We start from the raw sequence: 21,963 nt of genomic DNA, 5'->3' as shown, positions 1-21,963 counted from the left end.
GGCAGGTGGCGTGGGAGTGACGATGGACGATGGGGTCGAAGGCGCAGCCGAGGACCTCGCAGCCCAGTTGACCGTGCTGGAGCGGCATGACTGGGACACCGGCAGCTTGGAAGACGCCATGGCCAAGGCCCGTCGGATCGACGCCGCGGCGCGCCGGCTCGGCCGTACCGATCTGCAGATGCGCGCCCGGCTGACGCAGGGGTACGTGCTGGGCTGCCAGGGTCAGATCCCGGCCAGCGGCCGGATCTTCCGCACGGTCAACCGGTGGGCGGCGGCCCACACCGACCATTTCGTACTGGCGATGAGCCACTTCCACATGACCGCCTTCTTCGGCCAGCTCGGCGACCTGCCGCTGTCGTTGGAGCACGCCGTACGGTCGATGCAGGCCGTCGACGACCTGGGCGAGCAGGCCGGCGACCACCTGCGTTTCCAGTGCGTGATGGCGCTGGCGAACGCGTTGGGCGGCAGTGGCGACTTCGTGGCGGCGCGCGCCCGCTTCGGTGAGGCGGCGGCACTGGCGGCCGCGGTGGGCCGCCCCTTCAGCCGCGTCCGGGTCTACAACAATCTCGCCTACTGCGAATACCAGGCCGGGCAGAACGAGGCGGCGCTGGACGCTGTGCACACCATGCTCGCCCTCGCCGAACAGCACGGGGTTCGCCTGGACTACTGCGCTCGGGACACCGTGGGCAGGGTATGGCTGCAGGCGGACCGCCTCACCGACGCGGTGGCCGTGCTGCAACCGGCGCTGGACGATGCCGGCGCCGACCAGTACGAGGAAATCGACGGCCGCGCGTCCTGCCTGCTGGCACTGGCCGAGGCGTACCGGCGGCAGGGCGACCTGGATGCGGCGGAGGCGACCCTCGTGGTGTGCCGTCAACTGTGCGAGCAACGGGGCCTGGCCAGCAGGCTGGTGCAGGCCCAGGGCGAGCAGGCCGAACTCCTGGCCGCGCGGGGCCGGTATGCCGAGGCGTTCGCCTGTCACAAGGCGTTCCACTCCGAGGCGATTGCCCTGTTCTCCGCCGAACGCGACGCCCGAGCACAGACCATGCAGGCGATCTACGAAACCACCGAGGCCCGCAAGGCCGGCCAACGGGCCCGCGCCCAGGCCGTACGCGACCCGCTGACCGGGCTGCTCAACCGCCGGTTCGTCGACGCCGAACTGCCCGCCCTGCTGCGCGACACGTCCGGCACGCTCGCCGCCGCCATGATCGACCTGGACCATTTCAAACGCATCAACGACACCTGCTCCCACCACGCCGGCGATCAGGTCCTGCAGGTTCTGGCCCAGTTGCTGGCCGCCGTGGTGGACCAGCCACTGGGCGACACCGCGCCACGGGAACGCCGCCACCAACGAGGATTCGCCGCCCGACTGGGTGGAGAGGAGTTCCTCCTGGTCCTGCCCGCCGCCACCGTGGAGACCGCGGTTACCCGGCTGGAACATCTGCGCACCGCGATCCGCGACAACGACTGGACCCCTTTGACGGGCACGCTGCCGGTCACCGCCAGCATCGGACTGACCTTCAGCCGACCCGGCGACGGGCAGACCGAACTGCTGCGCCGCGCGGACGCCAACCTGTACGCCGCCAAGAGCGCCGGCCGCGACCGCATCGTCACCGACCCGCCTGCCCGCGACGGGTCCCGGTAATACCGTTCGCTCGGTTCTCGGTGGAGATCTATTCCGTCGTGTCGTCGGCGGCGATGCGCAGCGGCTGCTGACGTCGCTGTACCGCCACCGCAGACCTTGTGATCCGTAGAGCTGTGCAGGGTGGTCGGCTCCGCCGCTCAGATCGTCAAGAGGCCCGGGCCGTTGCGCTCCGTTGGGGGTCAGGATGGGGTCGGGCGCATGAGCATTTCGGCTACTTCAGGCACCGCCCCCGCCGCCGCCATGACTGCTGGAGACGACCGTGCCGGTTCCGTCCCAGTTGCGTATCAAGTTCGGCGATTGCCCGGAAGAAGGTCGGTCAGCGACCACAGCCGAAAGCCAGCGCACGAGCCGTTGGTGCAGCGGCTCCCGTTGGCGAGATGGCAGCGGTTCCGAGTCGTCGGCGTCATCCGGGCGAACGTAGTGCTCCATGAGCGGATCATGGCACCGCATGACAAGCTCTCGCCATCCTGCCGAGGGTCCGGCCCGCACTCTCAGTTTGGAAGATCGTCCGGCGGAGCCCGGCTTGACCAAAAGGGCAGCTCATAGGTCCAGGGTGGTGCCCATTGCTGCCCGTTCGTGACCGTACGGGGACTTGGCCTCTGGCCCGTGGATGGCCCGCCGGTTCTAGGCTCGCGCGGTGAAAAAACGACGGCCCGCCAGCACGATCAACCTGGTACCCGTCGGCAAGATCAGCATGGCGTGGATCGCCGGTGCCACGGTGCTGATGTTGGCGGCCGGCGCTTGCGTGGCATGGCTGCAGCCTTGGCGTCTCACCGAGGATGAGCCTGCAGTCGACGTGCGTAATGAACTGAACGCCCGAGTGGTTCGTGCCCTGGAGGGCTTCGAGGATCCGGACGCGCCGCTGGGAACTACTGGTCGGCTGTTCTGCGCGGTTCGCATCCTTGGCACCGAGCCCCCCGCCGTGTCGGCCCTACCGCAGGTGAGGACGGCGTACGTGTGGGCGCTGTGCAGCACGGCACACGGGAATGGGGAGCCTGATTCCGGGTCTTCGATGCCGCTCGCCGTGCGTCTGGCAGATCCCGTCAAGGTCGTCGGACCGGGTAACGGAAGCTTGTGGGAGCCAGATGTCCGGCGCATCTTCCCGCCACACGTGCAGAAACTGATTTTCGACAACGCCTACGGCAGCGAGCTGGAACCCGCGCTGCAGCAACGTATGCGTCAGGTCTCCTGAAGGCTGAACGCGCTCGGATGTCCGCCCGACGCTCGGAAGGTCGGCGGTTCGACCCCGCCCCTGGCCACCAGCGCCCGAACGGGCTTCCGAAGCGCCGACTCTGTCGAAGATTCCCCGCCGGAGGCGTCGTACGGCCGGCGCCGGGAGCTGCAACGTCCGTGGTGCGGCGCGGCACTACCCCTCGCCTGCCGGTGCCGTGCCGTCACCGGCAGAACGCCCGATTGACCTTCGGCTGAATGGTGAGCACGGACGGGTTGGGTCTCCCGTGCGGCACGGTGCCGATGCCGGGGCAGCTTCCCAGCTTCTGATCGGGTTGGATGTGCCCATGACTGCGATCGCCCGGCTGGCAGCCGTGTCCCTGGACGCCGCTGACCCTTCGCCACTCGCCAGCTTCTACCAGCGGCTACTCGGTCTCGACGTGTTCTTCGAGTCCGGGGACTTCATCGCACTCAAGGGTGCGGGTGTGCTGCTCACCATCCAACGCGTTGACGACCATCGGGCCGCCGACTGGCCGAGTGGTCCCATCCCGAAGCAGTTGCACCTGGAACTCGCTGTTGACGACCTCGACGCCGCTGAGGAGCAGGCACTGGCGATCGGCGCCCGGAAGGCGACCGAGCAGCCCGCGCCCGATCGTTGGCGTGTCCTGATCGATCCGGCGGGCCACCCGTTCTGCGTCACGACGCTGATCCCGGACGTGTGAGACGTGCGCATCCGCTATCCCGGCGACGACTGAGGCCAGATCTTCCCTTGGTCAGCCGCCCCGCAACAGGTGCGGCGCGGCGCTGAAGAAGCTGGGGGTCCCTTGACCACTGCCGTCGGCGGCCCGCTGCTGTACGGCGCCGCTGGGGCCCCGGCGAGGCGGCACTATTGCCGCTCTTACCGGGGGTTGGAGTGGGCCGCCGGGGACTCGAACCCCGAACCTATGGATTAAAAGTCCACAGCTCTGCCATTGAGCTAGCGGCCCGCCGTTTCAACAGGCTACCCGAGGCCCTGGCAGCCAGGCGCGCGCCTTTCCCGACACTCGGCCGGGCGGCGTCGCGCATCGTGGCCGGCCCCGCCGGGCCGGCCACCGAACGCCGTTCAGCGGCTGGGGCTGCTCAGCACCGAGCCGTAGCCCGCAAGCCCCGACGCATCCCCGGAGTACGTGAGGAACGGGACGGACCCTCCGTCGACGAGAATCCTGCTGCGCAACGGCTGAAGCGTGTCGACCAGCGGCTGCACCAGCCCGGCTTCGGCAACCCCGCCGACGTCCTCGGACGGCACACCGATCAGGAGCCGGTCGGCGTAGCCCTCATCCACGTCGGGGTTGCCCGCGACGGCGATGCGCAGCACTCCACCGACCTGGTCGCCCGCCTCGGCTTCCTCGTCGAGTCCGGCGCCCTGGCGGACCACTCGGGCGGGGCAGGCGTCGGCGTCTGCGATCAGCGTGACGGTGCCCGCGTCCTGGACCTGGCCCACGTCCTCGCCGGGGGCTCCGATCGCCGAGTCGGACGACTCCCGGCAGAACAGGTCCGCGCCGACCGCGACGGCGGCGCCGAAGCGGTCACCGGCCTCGCTGACATCGGGGACGCCGGGCGAATCCTGGGTGATCGCCGGTCCCGGCTGGAATCCCTTGCTGTACTGGCTTCGGTGCAGCACCTGGACCATTCCGCTGTCGCGCTTGTCCCCCTCGTCCTCGTCGGGGATGCCGATCAGCGTGGTCCACCCTCCGGAGTAGAGGGACGCCCCGAAGTGGTCCCCGGCCTCGGCGCCGCCCGGTACCCCCGGGCTGTCCTGCGTCCAGCTCTGGGTCTGCGCCGGCGCGCCGTTCCTGTCGACGCCCAGGAACCACACCGCCCCGGCGCCACGCGCGGAGCCGACGCTCTCGTCCGGCGCGCCGACCAGGACGCCGTTCCACGCGGCCGCGAGAACCGCGCCGAAGTGGTCGCCCTTCTCCGACACACCGGGCACCCCGGGGGAGTCCTGGTCGCGGACGAATCCGAGTGTGGCGACGACCCGCTTCGCACGGTCGGGCCGCAGGGTGTAGCGGTAGACCTGACCGGCTCCCTGCTGGCCACGGACCGTGGCGTTGGGCGCGCCCACGTACAGGTCGTGCACCATGCTTCTGCCCTCGCCGCGCCGTTCCAGGGCGAGCGCCTGGCCGAACCCGCTCGATGCGCCCGCGCCGCGCGGCAGGGTGAGGATGTGCGCCGTGTCGATACCGCCGACACCGCCGAAGAGTACGTACACCCGTCCGACGTCTTTTCGACCCGGTGCGCTGACGACCAGATCGGCGCACCCGTCGCGGTCGAGGTCGCCCATCGCGATGGCGGTGCCGAACGCCGCGTTCCGGCCACCGCCCACCATCGTGGCGGTGATGACCCGCGCCGGGCCCTTCGAGCCGCGAACGTCGATGGCGCCCGCATGCGCGTCGTAGCCCGGCATGCCCACCACGGTGTCGGCCTCGCCGTCGCCGTCGAGGTCGCTGAAGCTTCCGCCGGCCTCGGGATCCGGATGGCAGGCGGGCGTGCCGGTGACGCTCGGCGCGGCCGCGTGCGCGGGGGATGCGACCGCCAGCATCAGTCCGGTGCAGGCGCCCGCCAGCAGGCGCACCATGGATCCACGCTTGTGCATGGGCGCATGATGTCAGCGCCGCGCAAGCCCACTACACCGGCGACATCCGCTGCCTCAGCAGGCAGAACTCGTTGCCTTCGGGGTCGGCGAGCACGTGCCAGCTCTCGTTGCCGGTCTGCCCGATGTCGGTGGGCCGGGCACCGGCCGCGAGCAGTCGCTCCAGCTCGGCATCCTGGTCGCGGTCGGTGGGGTTGACGTCGATGTGCAGACGCAGCCCGCCCGTTCTGGGCTCGTCGCTGCGGTTGAGCACGATGGTGGGCTGCGCGCCGCCGAAGCCCACGCCGGCGGGGCCGATCTCGATGTCGCCGTCGTCGGTGCGGTCCAGCTGGACGTAGCCGAGGACCTCGCACCAGAACCGGGCGAGCAGGTCGGGGTCGCGCGCGTCGAGGACGAGTTCAGTAATGCGGCAAGCCATGCCACACACCATAGAACGAGATTTGCGGACGCGTAACCAAGAGGTTACGCTTCCGGCGTGGACGAGGTGGCGGGCGCGATCGCCGACCCGGTACGGCGGGAGATCCTGCTGATGCTGCGCGACGAACCGCTCTCCGCCGGGCAGATCGCCGACCGCTTCGCGATCAGCCGGCCGGCCGTCAGCCGCCACCTGCGCGTGCTGCGCGAAGCCGGCCTCGTACGCGACACCGCCGACGGCCGCCACCGGATGTACGCACTGGTCACCGCACCGCTCGACGAGCTGGCCGGGTGGCTGGAGCGCCTGACGCGCCCGTCCGGCTGGCACCACCGCCTCGACGCGCTGGAGACCGAGGTCTATCGCACCCGCCGCGAGCGGCGTACGAGCGCCGACCGATCCCGGGCCACCGACCGATCCCAGAAGGAGACCGCATGAGCCCCACACCCACCGGCCGACTGTTCGGCAACGATCTCGTGCTGACCCGTACGTTCCGTGCGCCCGTGGACGACGTCTGGGCGAGCCTGACCGACCCGGAACGCACGGCCCGCTGGTTCGGCCCGTGGCAGGGCGACGGGGCACCGGGGCACACCATCAAGGTCCAGATGGTCCAGGAGGAGGGCCACCCCTGGATGGACATGACCGTCGACGCGTGCGACCCACCGCACCGCCTGGCCCTGTCCACCGTGAGCGAGCACGGCAACTGGTACCTGGACATGGTGCTCACCGAGACCGCGGGCGTGACCGAGCTGCGTTTCACCCAGCGGCTGACCGACACCGGGGGCGTCGGCGAGATCGGCCCGGGCTGGGAGTTCTACCTGGACGCGCTGGTGGCCGCCCGCGACGGCCTGCCCATGCCGAGCTTCGACGACTACTACCCGTCGATGAAGGACCACTTCGAGGCGCAGCGACAGCAGTGACGCTCACGCCGCGAGCGCGGTGACCTTGTCGGCGTGGGTGGGCGCGGGCGTCGTGGGCAGGTTGAGAGAGACCAGTTGCTCCCCGTCGTCGGCGCCGGGCGGGTCGGTGGCGGGCAGGGTGAAGATGAAGCGGGAGCCACCGAACGGGTTGTCCTCTGCAGTGATGGTGCCGCCGTGGCGGGTGACGATGCGGTGGCAGATGGCCAGCCCCAGGCCCGTACCGGCGTAGCCGGAGCCGAGGTGCGCGCGGTGGAAGTCGTCGAAGATGACCTCGTGCTGCCCGGCCGGGATGCCGATGCCGTTGTCCGCGACGGTGATCTCCACGATGCCGTCGCGGCGGGCACTGGTGACGGTCACCATCGGGGTGACACCGCGCGCGGTGTATTTGACGGCGTTGCCGATGAGGTTGTCCAGCACCTGCCGGATGGCGCCGACGTCGGCGTGCACCGGGTCGAGCCGGCCCAGCGTCACCTGCGGCTCCGGCCGTCCCGCGGCCACCGCCGCATCGGTACGGATGGCGGCGATCTCGGCGACCATGCCGGTCAGGTCGACCGGGACCCGGGCCAGCTCCACGTCGCGGGCTGTCGTGTACGTCAGCAGGTCGTTGATCAGTCCACGCATGCTGTTGGCGGCGCGCGTCACGCGGGTGAGGCTGTCGCGGGACCGGTCCAGGGCGGGGTGCTCCGGAGCGGCGTCGAGCGCCTCGGCGGCCACCTCCGTCCACCCCTCGACCGCGGTCAGCGGGCTGAGCAGGTCGTGGGCGACCACCCCGGCGAACCCGGCGAGCTGGTCGCGGTGGCGGCGTTCGGCGGTGACGTCGTGGAACAGCACGACTGCGCGCCGGGCCCCGCAAGCCGCGGACAGGGGTGTCGCGGAGACCCGGAAGATGCGCGGGTCATGCCCGTCGGCGTCGGTGACGAGGACGTCGACGGGTTCGACCTTCTCGCCGGCCAGGGCGCGGGCGGAGGGCAGGGTCTCGCCGGTGACCGGGGAGCCGTCGAGGTGACGCACCCGGCGCGTCGCCTCATCGACCGTGTTCCCGGACCCGAACAGGCGTACGCCGGCCGGGTTGCGCAACTCGACCCGGCCCTCGGCGTCGATGACGGACAGGCCGTCGGCCATGGAGTCGATGACCGCGCTCATCAGCGCGGCGTGCTGCGTCTCCAACTCCTTCTGCGCGGCCAGTTCCCGGATGAGCTCGGCCCGCTCGTCGCGGCCGAGGGCCAGGGCCAGCCCGACCGCCGAGACCAGGACCACGAACAGCTGGGCGAGCCACGCGCGCATCTGGGGGTCGGCGACCGCCGCCATCGGGCCTTCGCCGTGCATGGTGAACAGCACCGCGGCGCCACCGAGCAGGATGGTCTGCAGGACGACGAATCCGGTACGCAGCCGGATGGCCGCCCACACGGTGACCGCGATCAGCGGAAAGGCCAGCGGCAGACCGTCGTCGTACACGAACCCGACGAGGTACGCGCCGACGGAGCACAGCGACACGGCCAGGTACTCGACGACCCGCAGGGCGGGGATGGCCCGCAGTTCCCGGTCCGCGTCGCGCCACCAGCCGGCCACCGACCCGTGCCGCTGCCGGAAGGCGCTGATCGCGGGGCCGAACCACAGCCCTGCCGCGCCGATCACGATGGTGCTGGCGACCTGCCGGGTCACCCAGGCGGTGAACGCGTGCCCGCCGAACGCTCCACCGACCAGCCAGACCTCCGCCCACACCAGCGTGCCGCTGACGACCGCGGCGACCGCGGCGATCCCGATGACACCGCCGAGTTCCCTGGGAGTGGAGAGCCGCGCCGTACCGCCGCCGCCCCACAGGTGCGGGTGGCGGCGGCCGAGCAGGGCGACGAAGACCGTCACGTTCACGATGTTGGCCACGGTGAGAACCGCGCTCAGGCCGAGTCCCGCGCCGGTGACCGCGTTGCCGACGAACCCGATCGTGGCCAGGGCGAGCGCATCCACCCACCGGATCGGGGACCGACGCTGGGCACAGAACCAGACAATCGCCACACCGGCGGCCGGCCACAGCAGGGCCAGGGAACTGCCGCTGATCACGGTCGCCCGCCCGGCGACGAAGGCGACCGCGTAGACGGCGGCGAACGCGCCCGTCCGCGCCAGCGCGACCGGGACGCTCGGGCGGGTACCGGCGCTTTCGGGATACGCCCCGGGCTCGGCTGCGGACCCGGACGGCCACGTTGTCGTGCGTTCCACGCGATCTCCCCCGATCAGCCCGCCCGCTTCGGCCGGCCTTCGAACGAGATTCGGGGTTGTGAGGTGCATGCGCGGTGCGGCTCGGTTGCGGCCAGGTTGCAGCTCGTCCTTTCGGACAGGCGTACCAGTTGATCAGGACGACGGCGCCCTGCCCGATCGGCGCCCGACGAAAAGGTCGGACGACTCCAGAAGAAGCCCGGGGCAGCGCCGCGCGCCGCCCCGGGTTCCCACCGGATCACTCGGCCGGCTTGGACTCCACGGCCGGGGCCGAGCCGCCGTTACGGGAGGCACCCAGCCGCGCCAGCAGCGCGCTCAGGTCGATCCCGGTCAGGTCGGTGCCCAGCTGCAGCCCCTGCGCCACGTTGCTGGCCACCGACTTGGTCAGCGTGGAGGCGCCGTCGGTGGAGATGACGGTCATCTTGTCGATCGCGCTCATCGGGCGGCTGGCAGCGTCCACCACCTGCGGCAGCACACGCACCAGCAGGTCCAGGATCGCGGCCTCGCCGTACTCGGAGAAGGCGTCGGCCTTGGCCCGCATCGCCTCGGCCTCGGCCTGACCGCGGGCCTGGATGGCGGAGGCGTCGGCCGCACCTTCGCGCTCGGTGGCGTCCGCGATCGCGGTCCGCCGGCGCTGCTCCGCCTCACCCTCCTTGGCACCCTCGATCGCATTGGCCTCGGCCAGCGCCGCCCGCCGGGCGCGCTCACCCTCACCGGTCAGCCGGGCCTGCTCGGCGGCGGCCTGCGCGGCCGCGATGGTGGCCTGCCGCTCGGCGTCCGCGCGCAGGATCGCGGCCTGCCGCGCACCCTCCGCCTCCTGCTCGACCTTGTACCGGGCCGCGTCGGCGGGCTTGCGCACCTCGGTGTCCAGCTGGCGCTGCTTGAGTTCGGCGTTGCGCTCGGCCACCTTCTGCTGCTCGGCCAGGATCGCCTGGTCGCGCTCGGCCTGGGCGAGGGGGCCCGCCGCGGCGGACTTCGCCTTCGCCGCGTCGATCTCCGCCTGGATGGCGGCCTGCTTGAGGGACAGGTTCCGGTTCGCCTCGGCGATGGCCTCCTCGGCCAGCAGCCGTTCCTGCTCGGCCGCCTGCCGGGCGCGGGCCTCCGCGATGGCCGCGTCCTTCAGTACGCGCGCCGCCTCCGGCCGTCCCAGGTCCTGCAGGTACGTCCCCTCCGCGATGATGTCCTGCAGCTGGAACGTGTCGAGCACCAGACCCTGGTTGGTCATCGAGTGCTCGGCCTCCTCCGCGACCGCCGACGCGAACGCGGCCCGGTCCCGGATGATCTCCTCGATGGTGAGCCGCCCGACGATCGAACGCAGCGCACCGGCCAGCACCTCGCGGGTGAACTCCTCGATCTCCGACTGCTGGTGCAGGAAGCGCTGCGCGGCCGCCCGGATGGCGTCCTCGGTGCCGCCCACCTTGACGATCGCCACGCCCTGCAGGTTGGCCCGGATGCCCTGCTTGCTGACCGCGCCCGTGATCTCCACGTGGATGCGGCGGCTGGACAGGTCGAGCGACTGCAGCTTCTGCACGATCGGCACGACGAACACCGACGCGCCCATGACGACCTTCTGCCCGGACAGGTCGGTGGCGCGGGTGCCGTCGGCCGCCTGGACCGCGCGGCCCTTGCGGCCGGTCACGATGAACGCCTCGTTGGGCCCGGCCACCTTGATCCGGGACAGGATGAACAGCACGACGAGAACGACCAGCAGCACGGTGCCGCCGATCGAGACAAGCAGAGGGGTCACTGAACGTCCTTGGGGTTGTTCTCAGTTCTGATGCAGGGCACTGGTCTGTTCGACCACGACACTCGTGTCACTCGGCGCCTCGACCACGAAGACGTGGGCGCCGATCGGGATCGGCTGATCCGCGCGGGCGTTGACCTTCACCGGCTGACCGCCCATCCGCAGCCGGACCTCTCCGTACCCCTGGTCCGGGATCGGGGTGACCACCACCCCGAGCGTCCCGACCATGTCGTGCCGGGTGGGGGTGCCGTCGGTCCGCATGGTGCGGGCCGCGCGGCCCAGCCGCACCGCGAGGTAGGCGACCGGCAGCGCCGCTGCCGCGCCGACGGCCGCGGCCACCACGATCATCAGCGGGGTACGGGCGTCCAGCAGTTCACTGGCGATCGCGCCCACGAACCCGAACGCGCCCACGAACCCCGCGACCGACTCGGTGGAGACCGGCCCGTCAACACCGGGATGCCCGAACTGGAGCAGTTCGGCACCGAGCAGACCCAGGGCGAGCACGGCGACGCCCACGCCACCGATGGCCAGGAACACCACCGTAGCCGTGTCCATCACGCCCGCCTCTCCACCTTCGCGACTGCCGAGGATAGCCGCGTCACGCCAATCGGAATGCCCTGCTCATCCGGGAGATGGAGCCGGAGGGGCACCCCGGCTACTGCTGCACAGAGAAGCGCCCGGCCACCCCGCGCAGCTGGTCGGCGGTCGCGCCGAGCTGCCGTCCGGAACTGGCCGTCGCCGCTGTCGCCGCCGCCGGTTCGGGGGGCTGGGCTTCCGATTGCCGCACCAATCGACTCTGCCCGCGGCGTCCTGACGGACCGCGGTGATGGCCTGCGCCACAGAATGCATTCTGTGATCATCCCGCCGGGCGCCTGTGGCGACCGACACCTCATGAACCCCGCTCGGCTGCCGATTCTCGCCCTACCGGCAACCGGGCTGGCGGAGCGTGACAGAGAAGGAGGCGGTGCGGTGAGCCGCGGATCGCGGATATGGCTGGTGTCGCTGCTGGCCGGCGTTCTGCTGACCGCCTCCGGAGCGAACGCGAGCGCGGGCGCCGCACCCGCACCACCCGGCACCCGGGCGATGTGGCTGTGGAGCGACGCCGACCCCACCGAGGTGGTGTCGTGGGCAACCCTCCACGACGTGACCGAGATCTTCACGTACGTCGACACCACCGTCGCCACCGACGGTTCGCTGCCCCGGCTGCGCGAGCTGAAGCGCCAGGCCGACCTCGCCGGGGTACGGCTGAGCGCACTCGGCGGCGACGAATCCTGGAGCACCGACCACGCCTCGGCCCTGGCCTGGCAGAAGGCGGTGACCGCGACCAAGCTGTTCGCCGGCCTGCACATCGACGTCGAGCCGTACCTGCTGCCCGCCTGGAACACCAACCGCAACGCCACGGCCAACGCCTACCTGACCCTGCTGCAGCGGCTGCGCGATGCCGGCCCGCTGGCCGTCGAGGTCGACGTCCCGTTCTGGTACGGCACCATCACGATCTCCGGCAAGAACCTCGCCACCGAGACGTTGCGCCGGGCCTCGGCCGTCACCGTGATGAGCTACCGGGACAGCGGCACCGGACCGAATTCGATCTACGACGTGAGCCGGGACTGGCTGACGCGCGGCGCCGCCGCGGGCAAGCGGGTCCGGCTGGGCGCCGAAACCCGGCCACTGGCCGACTGCTCGTACTGCACCTTCGTCGAGGAAGGGGCGACCGCGCTGGGCGACGCACTGGCCCGGGTCGACGGAGCGACCCGCAGCGCCCCCGCGTTCAACGGCATCGCCGTCCACGACTACGACGGCTGGCGAGCCCTGTCCTCCTGACCGGCGACGTCGCCGGATCCGGGCTCCGCCCTGCTTCCGGCCCGGAAGGCTCCACCACTGTCGAGATACCCGGCCAGGTGCGCGGCGGCCGTGAGCATCGCACGGCCCCGCTCGGCGACCCGGGCGTGCCAGTCCGCGAGCGCCGCGGTCAGCGCCGCCAGGTCCCCCGCCTCCCGCAGGTGCCGCAGGACGGTGGCGATGCGAGCCGGGGGATATCCGCCCCGGCGCAGCAGATGCGCCAGGTCAGCGTCGCGGACATCGACAGCCGCGTACCGGCGGTACCCGGTCGCCGGATCGCGGCTCGGCCGCACGATCCCCGCCCGCTCCCACTTGCGCAGCGTCGCCGCGGTCAGCCCGAGGCGGCGGCCGAGCTCCCCGACGCTGAACGGCCCCGTCACCGCCGCGCCCGGGTCGCGCTCCCGTCCCTGCGGACCGCCGTCCCGGTCCCTGTCCCCACTCGCGGCGGTGAGCCGCGCCACGGCCGCGGCAACCGCGTCCAGGGTTTCGCGGTCGCGCTGCAGTCCGGCGTGACCGGCATCGATGACCCGCAGGGCCGTATCCAGATCGGCACGGTGCACGGCTCGCAGGATCTCCCGGGCCGCCGCATACCCGTACGCGGGAATCAGCGCCCGATAGGTTCGCAGCGCCCGGACGTGCACGTCGGTGTACCGGCGATAGCCCGAAGCGGACCGCTCGGCGGGCGGCAGCAGCCCGTCCCGCTCATAGTCCCGAACGGCCTGAGCGGAGATGCCGGCCCCGCGAGCGAGATCCACCGGCCGCACGACACCCTCCCCGTTTGAGGGTTGAGGAGGACTCGACCACGTCATCCCGACCCGGAGCCTCAATAGCAAGTTCAACGGTACGGTTCAAGGGTATGGGTACAGCTATCGAGCAACAGGTCACCGCCCTGATCACCGCGCTGCCGGGAGTGCTCGTGGTCCGCGCCGGCGCAGACAACGGCGCGCCGGAAATGGCCCGGGGCGATTCATTCTTCTTCTACGACCCGCAGGGCGACTCACCCGCCGACCGGCGCATGCCGTTCGCGACGCTGGTCATCAACGACTATCCCGGCTTCGACACCGCCTCCCAGCTGCACCGCCCCGACGTCGTACGCCTCAACATCGACCCGGGCCGGGATCTGTTCACCGAGACCGTCGGGTATGCCCCCGCCGAGCACCCCGCGCACGCCGACAGGTGGGATTACACCGTCCTCGACCAGTTGCTGCCCCACCCCGTGTACGCCACGGCCGGTTGGGTCTGCGTCCTCAATCCCGGCCCGCATACCCGAACCCGCGTCGCGGACCTGGTCGCGGCCGCTCACGCACGCGCGGCCCGCCAGTACGACGCACGCCGCGCCCGCCGCGCAGACCAGGATTGACTCAGCCCCCACACTCGACGACCGACCGTTCCGACGCCTATCCAGCGGCTCGTTCGCACGCGCGACGGCTACGACGGCACACCATTACAGCCGCACAGCCCGCGACGGTCGTGTGCGTGTCAGCCCGCAGCTTCGGCGCCCTAGGGGAAGGACGGCAACCGCACGTCACGGCCGCAATCGACGGACTCCGCCACCCGGTGGAGGCCGGGGCGGGGCTGATCTGCCCTGGGGCGGATGTGCGGGCCGCACGCTGCTGCGAGGCTCGACGCCGTGAATGATGGCGTGATCAAGGTCGGGTCGTGGGCCTGGTTGCCGGTGGCCGTGGGCGGCGGAATCCTGCTGGGCACCGGCGACCTGCTGATGCAGCGACACCTGCCCTACCCGTGGGCGAACCTGGCGAACTCCAGCGCCGTGTGGGCGGTCGCGGCCTTCGCCGTCGGCCGCCTGCTCCGTACCGGCCCCGCCCGTGCGGCGCTCGCCGGGGCTGTGCTGCTCGTCGTGGCCGTACCCGCGTAACTACGCGGCCGCGATCGCGCTCCTGCACGACAGCCCGCAGAACCTGTGGGCACCGTCGAGCCTGATCTGGATGGCGTTCGGCGTTCTGGCCGGATCCGTGTTCGGAGCGGCCGGGTGTCTCAGCCACGACCCGGCATGGCGGTGGCCGGCGGTCGCCGCTGCGATGCCCGGCGCGGTCCTGCTGGCCGAGGCCCTGCTGTGGTGGCGCGCTGACCACGTGCAGCGCCCGGACGCCGCGGCCACCGCGACGATCGAGGCGGTACTCGGCATCGCGCTGGTCATGGCGGCGGCCCGCGGCACCGCCGTACGCATGCGCGCTGTGGTCACGAGCATCCTGCTGGCGCCGCTCTGCCTCGGCCTCTTCCTCGCCGCCGGTTTCGGCGGCTGACGTCTCCCGCCCCCGCAACCGCCCGGCCGGGTCGCGGATGTCCGCGCGTCAACCTCCCCGCCCCGCCACCCGCGACGGGCCGAGCCGGTTCCGTTCGACGCGGCGTCGCGCAGGGCTGGATCGTCGGCCCGCATGCCGCCGCTGCTCTCCCGGCGGCATGTGCCGCCCGTCACGACCCGGGGGTGAGACGGAATCCCGAGGCCAATCGGGAGGTTCGCGCTGACATGACGACAATCGGACTCATCGGCAGCGGGTTGATCGGCTCGACCGTGGCACGACTGGCGGTCGCCGCCGGCTACGACGTGGTGCTGAGCAATTCCCGTGGCCCCGAGACACTGCAAGACCTGGTCGCCGAGCTCGGCCCGCGGGCCCGCGCCGGCACCGCCACCGAGGCGGCGACCGCCGGCGACATCGTTATCGTCACCGTCCCGTTGCGGGCGTACCGCGATGTCCCCGCCGAGCCGCTGGCCGGAAAGGTGGTCATCGACACCAACAACTACTACCCCGACCGCGACGGCGTCTTCCCGGAACTCGAGGACGGCTCCACCACCACCGGCGAACTGCTGCAGCGCCACCTCGCCGGCGCGCACGTGGTCAAGGGTTTCAACAACATCTACTTCAAGCACCTGGCGTCCCTGGGTCGCCCGGCCGGAGCGGCGGACCGGACCGCCCTGCCCATCTCGGGCGACGACCCCGCCGCCAAGCGCACCGTCACCGAGTTCCTCGACGCCATCGGTTACGACACCGTCGACGTTGGACCACTCGCCGAGAACTGGCGCACCCAGCGCGACACCCCCGTCTACGTCAGGCCCTACGGCACGTTCCCGGATCCGCTGGGCACCCCCGCCGACGCCCGCACCGTACGCGACGCAATCGCTGCAGCATCCCGCTGACCTGGGCAGACGTCCCCGGCTGAACCCGGTCCGGTTCCCGGCCAGTCCGGACCCGGGCCGTGGCGGATCCCGGCCCGCGGCGCGGGTTGGAGAATCGGTCAAGGGCGCAGGCGGCCCCGCACTCGGCTGCCTGCGCCCTGCCGCAATTCATCCTTCCGGCTATCGACGGACGTAGAAAGTCGTCGTAGTCTGGCCGCCCGGCAAACGCGCGGTGACGGAAGGCAGACCGGTGGAAAACACTTCGGTCGATGTTCAGACGGGCGCGGATGGCAGTCTCGTCGTGCAGCCGCACGGCGCGATGGACTTCGATACCGCAGCCACCCTGCGCCAGATCCTCGTGTACGCGGTACGCAGGGTCCGACCGGTCCACCTCGTTCTGGACCTGAGCGACGTGTCCGCCATGGACTCGATCAACCTCGGCACCCTCGCCGCCCTCTGCGACCTGGCCGACGATCACCACGTCGCCGTGTCGATGGAGAACTGTTCAGCGGCGGTCGGAGGCCAGCTGACCGCGGCCGGCGTGCCGCCCCAGCGGCTGCGTTCCCGTCGCGTTGCCTGATCGCTTGCTCTGCCTTGTTCTTCGTTTTGTCGGTGCGGCTGCGTCGAGGGTGTGACGCCGTCCGGCCGCACCGGACGCGGGTGCAGCCGTGGGGGTGTGTGGATAGCAGTGAGGGCCGCCCCTTGTTGGGGGCGGCCCTCACTGGTGGTTTTGGTCCGGCGGCGTCCTACTCTCCCACACCCTCCCGGGTGCAGTACCATCGGCGCTGGAGGGCTTAGCTTCCGGGTTCGGAATGAGACCGGGCGTTTCCCCTCCGCTATGACCACCGGCACATCTGCCAGCGTCACCAACCCCCACCCCTCACGACCCGCCGCGCCCCGGTTTCCGGGGTCGGGGTTGGGTGTGTGTTCGGGGGGGTGGTTGTTCGCTGAGATATCGCACAGTGGACGCGTCGAGCACATTGTTTGGTGTGGTTAAGCCCTCGGCCTATTAGTACCGGTCGACTGAACCAGTTACCTGGCTTACATCTCCGGCCTATCAACCCAGTCGTCTAGCTGGGGGCCTTACCCACTCAAAGGTGGTGGGATACCTCATCTCGAAGCAGGCTTCCCGCTTAGATGCTTTCAGCGGTTATCCCTTCCGAACGTAGCCAACCAGCCGTGCCCCTGGCGGGACAACTGGCACACCAGAGGTTCGTCCGTCCCGGTCCTCTCGTACTAGGGACAGCCCTTCTCAAGTATCCAACGCGCACGGCGGATAGGGACCGAACTGTCTCACGACGTTCTAAACCCAGCTCGCGTACCGCTTTAATGGGCGAACAGCCCAACCCTTGGGACCTGCTACAGCCCCAGGATGCGACGAGCCGACATCGAGGTGCCAAACCATCCCGTCGATATGGACTCTTGGGGAAGATCAGCCTGTTATCCCCGGGGTACCTTTTATCCGTTGAGCGACACCGCTTCCACACGCAAGTGCCGGATCACTAGTCCCGACTTTCGTCCCTGCTCGACCTGTCAGTCTCACAGTCAAGCTCCCTTGTGCACTTACACTCAACACCTGATTGCCAACCAGGCTGAGGGAACCTTTGGGCGCCTCCGTTACCCTTTGGGAGGCAACCGCCCCAGTTAAACTACCCACCAGACACTGTCCCTCGACCCGATCAGGGCCGCAAGTTAGATACCCGAATCCAACAGAGTGGTATTTCAAGATTGCCTCCACCCGAACTGGCGTCCGAGCTTCACCGGCTCCCACCTATCCTACACAATTGCATTCAGATACCAATGTCAAGCTATAGTAAAGGTCCCGGGGTCTTTCCGTCCTGCCGCGCGTAACGAGCATCTTTACTCGTACTGCAATTTCGCCGGGCCTGTGGTTGAGACAGTGGGGAAGTCGTTACGCCATTCGTGCAGGTCGGAACTTACCCGACAAGGAATTTCGCTACCTTAGGATGGTTATAGTTACCACCGCCGTTTACTGGCGCTTAAGTTCTCCGCTTCGCCCCGAAGAGCTAACAGGTCCCCTTAACGTTCCAGCACCGGGCAGGCGTCAGTCCATATACATCGTCTTACGACTTGGCATGGACCTGTGTTTTTAGTAAACAGTCGCTTCCCCCTGCTCTCTGCGGCCATACCACGCTCCACCCGCACGGGGCTTCACGCGTCCGGCCCCCCTTCTCCCTAAGTTACGGGGGCAATTTGCCGAGTTCCTTAACCACAGTTCGCCCGTCGCCTCGGTATTCTCTACCTGACCACCTGTGTCGGTTTGGGGTACGGGCCGCTCGGAACATCGCTAGAGGCTTTTCTCGGCAGCATAGGATCACTGACTTCACCTGAATCGGCTCGGCATCACGTCTCAGCCCTCATGTGCCACGGATTTGCCTATGGCACGGCCTACACGCTTACCCCGGCACAACCACCGGCCGGGATCAGCTACCTTCCTGCGTCACCCCATCGCTCAACTACTACCCACCAGGATCCCAACCCCCCTCACCTCACCCCGAAGGGATCAGCAAGTTCGGATGGTTAGCACAGTGAGGTTCATCGCTGGCGCTCCTACGCGGGTACGGGAATATCAACCCGTTATCCATCGACTACGCCTCTCGGCCTCGCCTTAGGCCCCGACTCACCCAGGGCGGATTAGCCTGGCCCTGGAACCCTTGGTCATCCGGCGGAAGGGTTTCTCACCCTTCATTCGCTACTCATGCCTGCATTCTCACTCGTATGGCGTCCACACCTGGGTCACCCCGGCGCTTCACCCGCCATACGACGCTCCCCTACCCACCCACACACCTGCACCAACCAGTCAAGCCGGTCAGCGAAGTTATTGTGTGAGTGCCACAGCTTCGGCGGTGTGCTTGAGCCCCGCTACATTGTCGGCGCGGAACCACTTGACCAGTGAGCTATTACGCACTCTTTAAAGGGTGGCTGCTTCTAAGCCAACCTCCTGGTTGTCTATGCGATCCCACATCCTTTTCCACTTAGCACACGCTTAGGGGCCTTAGCTGGTGATCTGGGCTGTTTCCCTCTCGACTACGAAGCTTATCCCCCGCAGTCTCACTGCCGCGCTCTCACTTACCGGCATTCGGAGTTTGGCTGATTTCGGTAAGCTTGTGGGCCCCCTAGACCATCCAGTGCTCTACCTCCGGCAAGAAACACGCGACGCTGCACCTAAATGCATTTCGGGGAGAACCAGCTATCACGGAGTTTGATTGGCCTTTCACCCCTAACCACAGGTCATCCCCCAACTTTTCAACGTTGGTGGGTTCGGTCCTCCACGCAGTCTTACCCACGCTTCAACCTGCCCATGGCTAGATCACCCCGCTTCGGGTCTAGAACACGCGACTCAACGCCCTCTTCAGACTCGCTTTCGCTACGGCTACCCCACCCGGGTTAACCTCGCCACGTGCCACTAACTCGCAGGCTCATTCTTCAAAAGGCACGCCATCACCCCGAAAGGCTCTGACGGATTGTAGGCGAACGGTTTCAGGTACTATTTCACTCCCCTCCCGGGGTACTTTTCACCATTCCCTCACGGTACTCGTCCGCTATCGGTCACCAGGAAGTATTCAGCCTTACCAGGTGGTCCTGGCAGATTCACGGCAGATTACAGGGGTCCGCCGCTACTCGGGAAATCCACAAAGAGGTCACACGCTTTCGCCTACCGGGCTCTCACCGTCTACGGCTGGCTTTCCCACACCATTCGACTAACGTGCAACTTTGTAACTCTCCACCGCACTGTCAGATACGGCACGTGGCTCCCACAACCCCGGATATGCAACCCCTGACAAGTATCACACACACCCGGTTTAGGCTCCATCCGCTTTCGCTCGCCACTACTCACGGAATCACTATTGTTTTCTCTTCCTACGGGTACTGAGATGTTTCACTTCCCCGCGTTCCCCCCACCACCCTATGAATTCAGATGATGGTGACACGACATGACTCGTGCCAGGTTTCCCCATTCGGACACCCTGGGATCACAGCTAGGTTGACAGCTCCCCCAGGCCTATCGCGGCCTCCCACGTCCTTCATCGGCTCCTGGTGCCAAGGCATCCACCGTTCGCCCTTGACAACTTAACCACAGAAAACAAGATGCTCGCGTCCACTGTGCAATTCTCAACCAACAACCAACCCACAACCCCACGCGGGACACCAACACCACCACCGCGGCCGGTATGCCCCACAGATTGCGCCTGGCGCTGAAAACCCAACCCCCGGCCCACCGGGCCGGCCCCGCCACCCACGTGGCCGGGACGCCCGCGCCGCGTCACACGCGGCTCACCGCTCGACGCGGCGTGCGGGCCTGGTTGTTCCTTCAGGACCCAACAGGGTGTTCATCGCCTGACCCCGGCCGCACCGACCCCACCGTTCCTGCACCCCCACCAGGAGGGCGTGTACTAGGAGGGCCGACCGTTGCCGGAACCCATGACTGGCCAGTGTCTCCGCCATCGAGCACCCCGCCACCACACTCGGGCAGCGCGGGCTCCTGGCCCGCTTTCACGGGCTAGGTGCTCCTTAGAAAGGAGGTGATCCAGCCGCACCTTCCGGTACGGCTACCTTGTTACGACTTCGTCCCAATCGCCAGCCCCACCTTCGACGGCTCCCTCCCACAAGGGGTTAGGCCACCGGCTTCGGGTGTTGCCGACTTTCGTGACGTGACGGGCGGTGTGTACAAGGCCCGGGAACGTATTCACCGCAGCGTTGCTGATCTGCGATTACTAGCGACTCCGACTTCACGGGGTCGAGTTGCAGACCCCGATCCGAACTGAGACCGGCTTTTTGGGATTCGCTCCACCTCACGGCATCGCAACCCTTTGTACCGGCCATTGTAGCATGCGTGAAGCCCTGGACATAAGGGGCATGATGACTTGACGTCATCCCCACCTTCCTCCGAGTTGACCCCGGCAGTCTTCGATGAGTCCCCGCCATAACGCGCTGGCAACATCGAACGAGGGTTGCGCTCGTTGCGGGACTTAACCCAACATCTCACGACACGAGCTGACGACAGCCATGCACCACCTGTCACCCGCCCCGAAGGACCCCGTATCTCTACGAGTTTTCGAGTGATGTCAAACCCAGGTAAGGTTCTTCGCGTTGCATCGAATTAATCCGCATGCTCCGCCGCTTGTGCGGGCCCCCGTCAATTCCTTTGAGTTTTAGCCTTGCGGCCGTACTCCCCAGGCGGGGCGCTTAATGCGTTAGCTGCGGCACAGAGGACCGGAGAGGCCCCCCACACCTAGCGCCCAACGTTTACAGCGTGGACTACCAGGGTATCTAATCCTGTTCGCTCCCCACGCTTTCGCTCCTCAGCGTCAGTATCGGCCCAGAGACCCGCCTTCGCCACCGGTGTTCCTCCTGATATCTGCGCATTTCACCGCTACACCAGGAATTCCAGTCTCCCCTACCGAACTCTAGCCTGCCCGTATCGGCTGCAGGCCCGCGGTTGAGCCGCGGGTTTTCACAGTCGACGCGACAAGCCGCCTACGAGCTCTTTACGCCCAATAAATCCGGACAACGCTCGCGCCCTACGTCTTACCGCGGCTGCTGGCACGTAGTTGGCCGGCGCTTCTTCTGCACCTACCGTCACTCTCGCTTCGTCGGTGCTGAAAGAGGTTTACAACCCGAAGGCCGTCATCCCTCACGCGGCGTCGCTGCATCAGGCTTCCGCCCATTGTGCAATATTCCCCACTGCTGCCTCCCGTAGGAGTCTGGGCCGTGTCTCAGTCCCAGTGTGGCCGGTCGCCCTCTCAGGCCGGCTACCCGTCGTCGCCTTGGTAGGCCATCACCCCACCAACAAGCTGATAGGCCGCGAGCCCATCCCACGCCGAAAAACTTTCCACCCCAGAACATGCATCCCGGAGTCATATTCGGTATTAGCCCCCGTTTCCGAGGGTTATCCCAAAGCATGGGGCAGGTTACTCACGTGTTACTCACCCGTTCGCCGCTCGAGTACCCCCGAAAGGGCCTTTCCGCTCGACTTGCATGTGTTAAGCACGCCGCCAGCGTTCGTCCTGAGCCAGGATCAAACTCTCCAACAAAAACCTTTTAGAGAACCCATCCCGGCAACAAACAAAATGTTGCCAAAGGAATCCCACCAACCATCAAATGATTGGCCAGGGACAAACAATCACAATTGGCACTGGCTTATCAAACACCCTGTTGAGTTCTCAAAGAACAACCACACACCAAAACCAGACCCCCAACCGGAGGCCCAACCTCGGGGCACTCGTTCAACT

General features: G+C 68.2%; 18 protein-coding genes, 1 tRNA gene and 3 rRNA genes. 11 read left to right on the top strand and 11 right to left on the bottom strand.

The features are described 5' to 3' along the window. Nucleotides 1-22: 22 nt before the first annotated feature. The 3 genes from ACMCNN_RS00110 (at nt 23) to ACMCNN_RS00100 (ending at nt 3,537) form a co-directional block, all read left to right on the top strand. Nucleotides 23-1,645 (top strand): diguanylate cyclase, encoded by a 1,623-nt coding sequence (locus ACMCNN_RS00110; RefSeq protein WP_412746988.1) that lies wholly within the window; start codon nt 23-25, stop codon nt 1,643-1,645. Between the two features lie 637 nt (nt 1,646-2,282). After that, nucleotides 2,283-2,837 (top strand): hypothetical protein, encoded by a 555-nt coding sequence (locus ACMCNN_RS00105; protein WP_412744137.1) that lies wholly within the window; start codon nt 2,283-2,285, stop codon nt 2,835-2,837. A gap of 325 nt (nt 2,838-3,162) precedes the next feature. Then, nucleotides 3,163-3,537, top strand: a complete 375-nt coding sequence (locus ACMCNN_RS00100; protein WP_412744136.1) for a VOC family protein — start codon at nt 3,163-3,165, stop codon at nt 3,535-3,537. A gap of 192 nt (nt 3,538-3,729) precedes the next feature. Here the strand turns inward: ACMCNN_RS00100 and ACMCNN_RS00095 are convergent. The 3 genes from ACMCNN_RS00095 to ACMCNN_RS00085 form a co-directional block, all read right to left on the bottom strand. Next, nucleotides 3,730-3,801, bottom strand: a tRNA-Lys gene (locus ACMCNN_RS00095). A 116-nt stretch (nt 3,802-3,917) separates the two neighbouring features. Further along, nucleotides 3,918-5,450 carry an FG-GAP repeat protein gene (locus ACMCNN_RS00090; RefSeq protein ID WP_412744135.1) on the bottom strand — a complete coding sequence of 511 codons (1,533 nt, stop codon included), beginning with the start codon at nt 5,448-5,450 and terminating at the stop codon, nt 3,918-3,920. 31 nt (nt 5,451-5,481) lie between these two features. Further along, a complete protein-coding gene (locus ACMCNN_RS00085; RefSeq protein ID WP_412744134.1) occupies nt 5,482-5,865 on the bottom strand; it encodes a VOC family protein in 384 nt (127 codons plus the stop codon). Nucleotides 5,866-5,922: 57 nt separating this feature from the next. Here ACMCNN_RS00085 and ACMCNN_RS00080 point away from each other — a divergent pair, with 57 nt between their 5' ends. Further along, nucleotides 5,923-6,297 carry a metalloregulator ArsR/SmtB family transcription factor gene (locus ACMCNN_RS00080; protein ID WP_412744133.1) on the top strand — a complete coding sequence of 125 codons (375 nt, stop codon included), beginning with the start codon at nt 5,923-5,925 and terminating at the stop codon, nt 6,295-6,297. Next, the gene (locus ACMCNN_RS00075) at nt 6,294-6,779 is read left to right on the top strand and encodes an SRPBCC family protein (protein WP_412744132.1); all 486 of its coding nucleotides are present in this window, start codon (nt 6,294-6,296) and stop codon (nt 6,777-6,779) included. The genes ACMCNN_RS00080 and ACMCNN_RS00075 overlap by 4 nt, the downstream gene beginning before the upstream one ends. A 3-nt stretch (nt 6,780-6,782) precedes the next feature. Here ACMCNN_RS00075 and ACMCNN_RS00070 read toward each other — a convergent pair whose 3' ends face one another. From ACMCNN_RS00070 to ACMCNN_RS00055, 4 genes are all read right to left on the bottom strand, one after another. After that, entirely contained in the window at nt 6,783-8,993 is a 2,211-nt protein-coding gene (locus ACMCNN_RS00070; protein WP_412744131.1) for an ATP-binding protein, read from the bottom strand. Between the two features lie 235 nt (nt 8,994-9,228). Next, nucleotides 9,229-10,737 (bottom strand): flotillin family protein, encoded by a 1,509-nt coding sequence (locus ACMCNN_RS00065; RefSeq protein ID WP_412744130.1) that lies wholly within the window; start codon nt 10,735-10,737, stop codon nt 9,229-9,231. A gap of 21 nt (nt 10,738-10,758) precedes the next feature. After that, nucleotides 10,759-11,289: a hypothetical protein gene (locus tag ACMCNN_RS00060; protein WP_412744129.1), complete on the bottom strand. Its 531-nt coding sequence runs from the start codon at nt 11,287-11,289 to the stop codon at nt 10,759-10,761. A gap of 100 nt (nt 11,290-11,389) precedes the next feature. After that, nucleotides 11,390-11,521, bottom strand: a complete 132-nt coding sequence (locus ACMCNN_RS00055; protein ID WP_412744128.1) for a hypothetical protein — start codon at nt 11,519-11,521, stop codon at nt 11,390-11,392. A 182-nt stretch (nt 11,522-11,703) separates the two neighbouring features. On the opposite strand from ACMCNN_RS00055, the gene ACMCNN_RS00050 reads away from it, so the two are divergent. Further along, nucleotides 11,704-12,555: a hypothetical protein gene (locus tag ACMCNN_RS00050; protein ID WP_412744127.1), complete on the top strand. Its 852-nt coding sequence runs from the start codon at nt 11,704-11,706 to the stop codon at nt 12,553-12,555. On the opposite strand, the gene ACMCNN_RS00045 is transcribed toward ACMCNN_RS00050, so the two are convergent. After that, nucleotides 12,525-13,382: a MerR family transcriptional regulator gene (locus ACMCNN_RS00045; RefSeq protein ID WP_412744126.1), complete on the bottom strand. Its 858-nt coding sequence runs from the start codon at nt 13,380-13,382 to the stop codon at nt 12,525-12,527. The genes ACMCNN_RS00050 and ACMCNN_RS00045 overlap by 31 nt on opposite strands. Before the next feature lie 47 nt (nt 13,383-13,429). Between ACMCNN_RS00045 and ACMCNN_RS00040 the strand changes: the two genes are divergently transcribed. The 5 genes from ACMCNN_RS00040 (at nt 13,430) to ACMCNN_RS00020 (ending at nt 16,289) form a co-directional block, all read left to right on the top strand. Then, a complete protein-coding gene (locus tag ACMCNN_RS00040) occupies nt 13,430-13,933 on the top strand; it encodes a DUF6194 family protein (RefSeq protein ID WP_412744125.1) in 504 nt (167 codons plus the stop codon). 270 nt (nt 13,934-14,203) lie between these two features. After that, entirely contained in the window at nt 14,204-14,449 is a 246-nt protein-coding gene (locus tag ACMCNN_RS00035; protein ID WP_412744124.1) for a DUF6518 family protein, read from the top strand. Further along, nucleotides 14,400-14,837: a DUF6518 family protein gene (locus ACMCNN_RS00030; RefSeq protein ID WP_412744123.1), complete on the top strand. Its 438-nt coding sequence runs from the start codon at nt 14,400-14,402 to the stop codon at nt 14,835-14,837. The genes ACMCNN_RS00035 and ACMCNN_RS00030 overlap by 50 nt, the downstream gene beginning before the upstream one ends. 224 nt (nt 14,838-15,061) lie before the next feature. After that, entirely contained in the window at nt 15,062-15,730 is a 669-nt protein-coding gene (locus tag ACMCNN_RS00025; protein ID WP_412744122.1) for an NADPH-dependent F420 reductase, read from the top strand. Nucleotides 15,731-15,959: 229 nt separating this feature from the next. Continuing rightward, a complete protein-coding gene (locus ACMCNN_RS00020) occupies nt 15,960-16,289 on the top strand; it encodes an STAS domain-containing protein (protein WP_412744121.1) in 330 nt (109 codons plus the stop codon). 153 nt (nt 16,290-16,442) lie between these two features. Here the strand turns inward: ACMCNN_RS00020 and rrf are convergent. The 3 genes from rrf to ACMCNN_RS00005 form a co-directional block, all read right to left on the bottom strand. Beyond that, nucleotides 16,443-16,559 (bottom strand): 5S ribosomal RNA (gene rrf, locus ACMCNN_RS00015). 139 nt (nt 16,560-16,698) lie between these two features. Further along, nucleotides 16,699-19,807, bottom strand: a 23S ribosomal RNA gene (locus ACMCNN_RS00010). Nucleotides 19,808-20,246: 439 nt separating this feature from the next. After that, nucleotides 20,247-21,765: ribosomal RNA gene (locus tag ACMCNN_RS00005) — 16S ribosomal RNA — on the bottom strand. The 16S, 23S and 5S rRNA genes sit together here, the layout of an rRNA operon. Nucleotides 21,766-21,963: the final 198 nt, after the last annotated feature.

Source organism: Krasilnikovia sp. MM14-A1004, assembly GCF_047159485.1.
Lineage (GTDB): Bacteria > Actinomycetota > Actinomycetes > Mycobacteriales > Micromonosporaceae > Actinoplanes.
The sequence above is the reverse complement of the archived record's forward strand: the minus strand, read 5'-3'. Positions and strand labels throughout refer to the sequence as shown.

Coding starts and splice junctions, on each gene's coding strand:
- ACMCNN_RS00110 (WP_412746988.1), top strand. CDS start 23: ATGGACGATGGGGTCGAAGGCGCAGCCGAGGACCTCGCAGCCCAGTTG.
- ACMCNN_RS00100 (WP_412744136.1), top strand. CDS start 3,163: ATGACTGCGATCGCCCGGCTGGCAGCCGTGTCCCTGGACGCCGCTGAC.
- ACMCNN_RS00090 (WP_412744135.1), bottom strand. CDS start 5,450: ATGCACAAGCGTGGATCCATGGTGCGCCTGCTGGCGGGCGCCTGCACC.
- ACMCNN_RS00085 (WP_412744134.1), bottom strand. CDS start 5,865: ATGGCTTGCCGCATTACTGAACTCGTCCTCGACGCGCGCGACCCCGAC.
- ACMCNN_RS00075 (WP_412744132.1), top strand. CDS start 6,294: ATGAGCCCCACACCCACCGGCCGACTGTTCGGCAACGATCTCGTGCTG.
- ACMCNN_RS00060 (WP_412744129.1), bottom strand. CDS start 11,289: ATGGACACGGCTACGGTGGTGTTCCTGGCCATCGGTGGCGTGGGCGTC.
- ACMCNN_RS00045 (WP_412744126.1), bottom strand. CDS start 13,382: ATGACGTGGTCGAGTCCTCCTCAACCCTCAAACGGGGAGGGTGTCGTG.
- ACMCNN_RS00040 (WP_412744125.1), top strand. CDS start 13,430: ATGGGTACAGCTATCGAGCAACAGGTCACCGCCCTGATCACCGCGCTG.
- ACMCNN_RS00025 (WP_412744122.1), top strand. CDS start 15,062: ATGACGACAATCGGACTCATCGGCAGCGGGTTGATCGGCTCGACCGTG.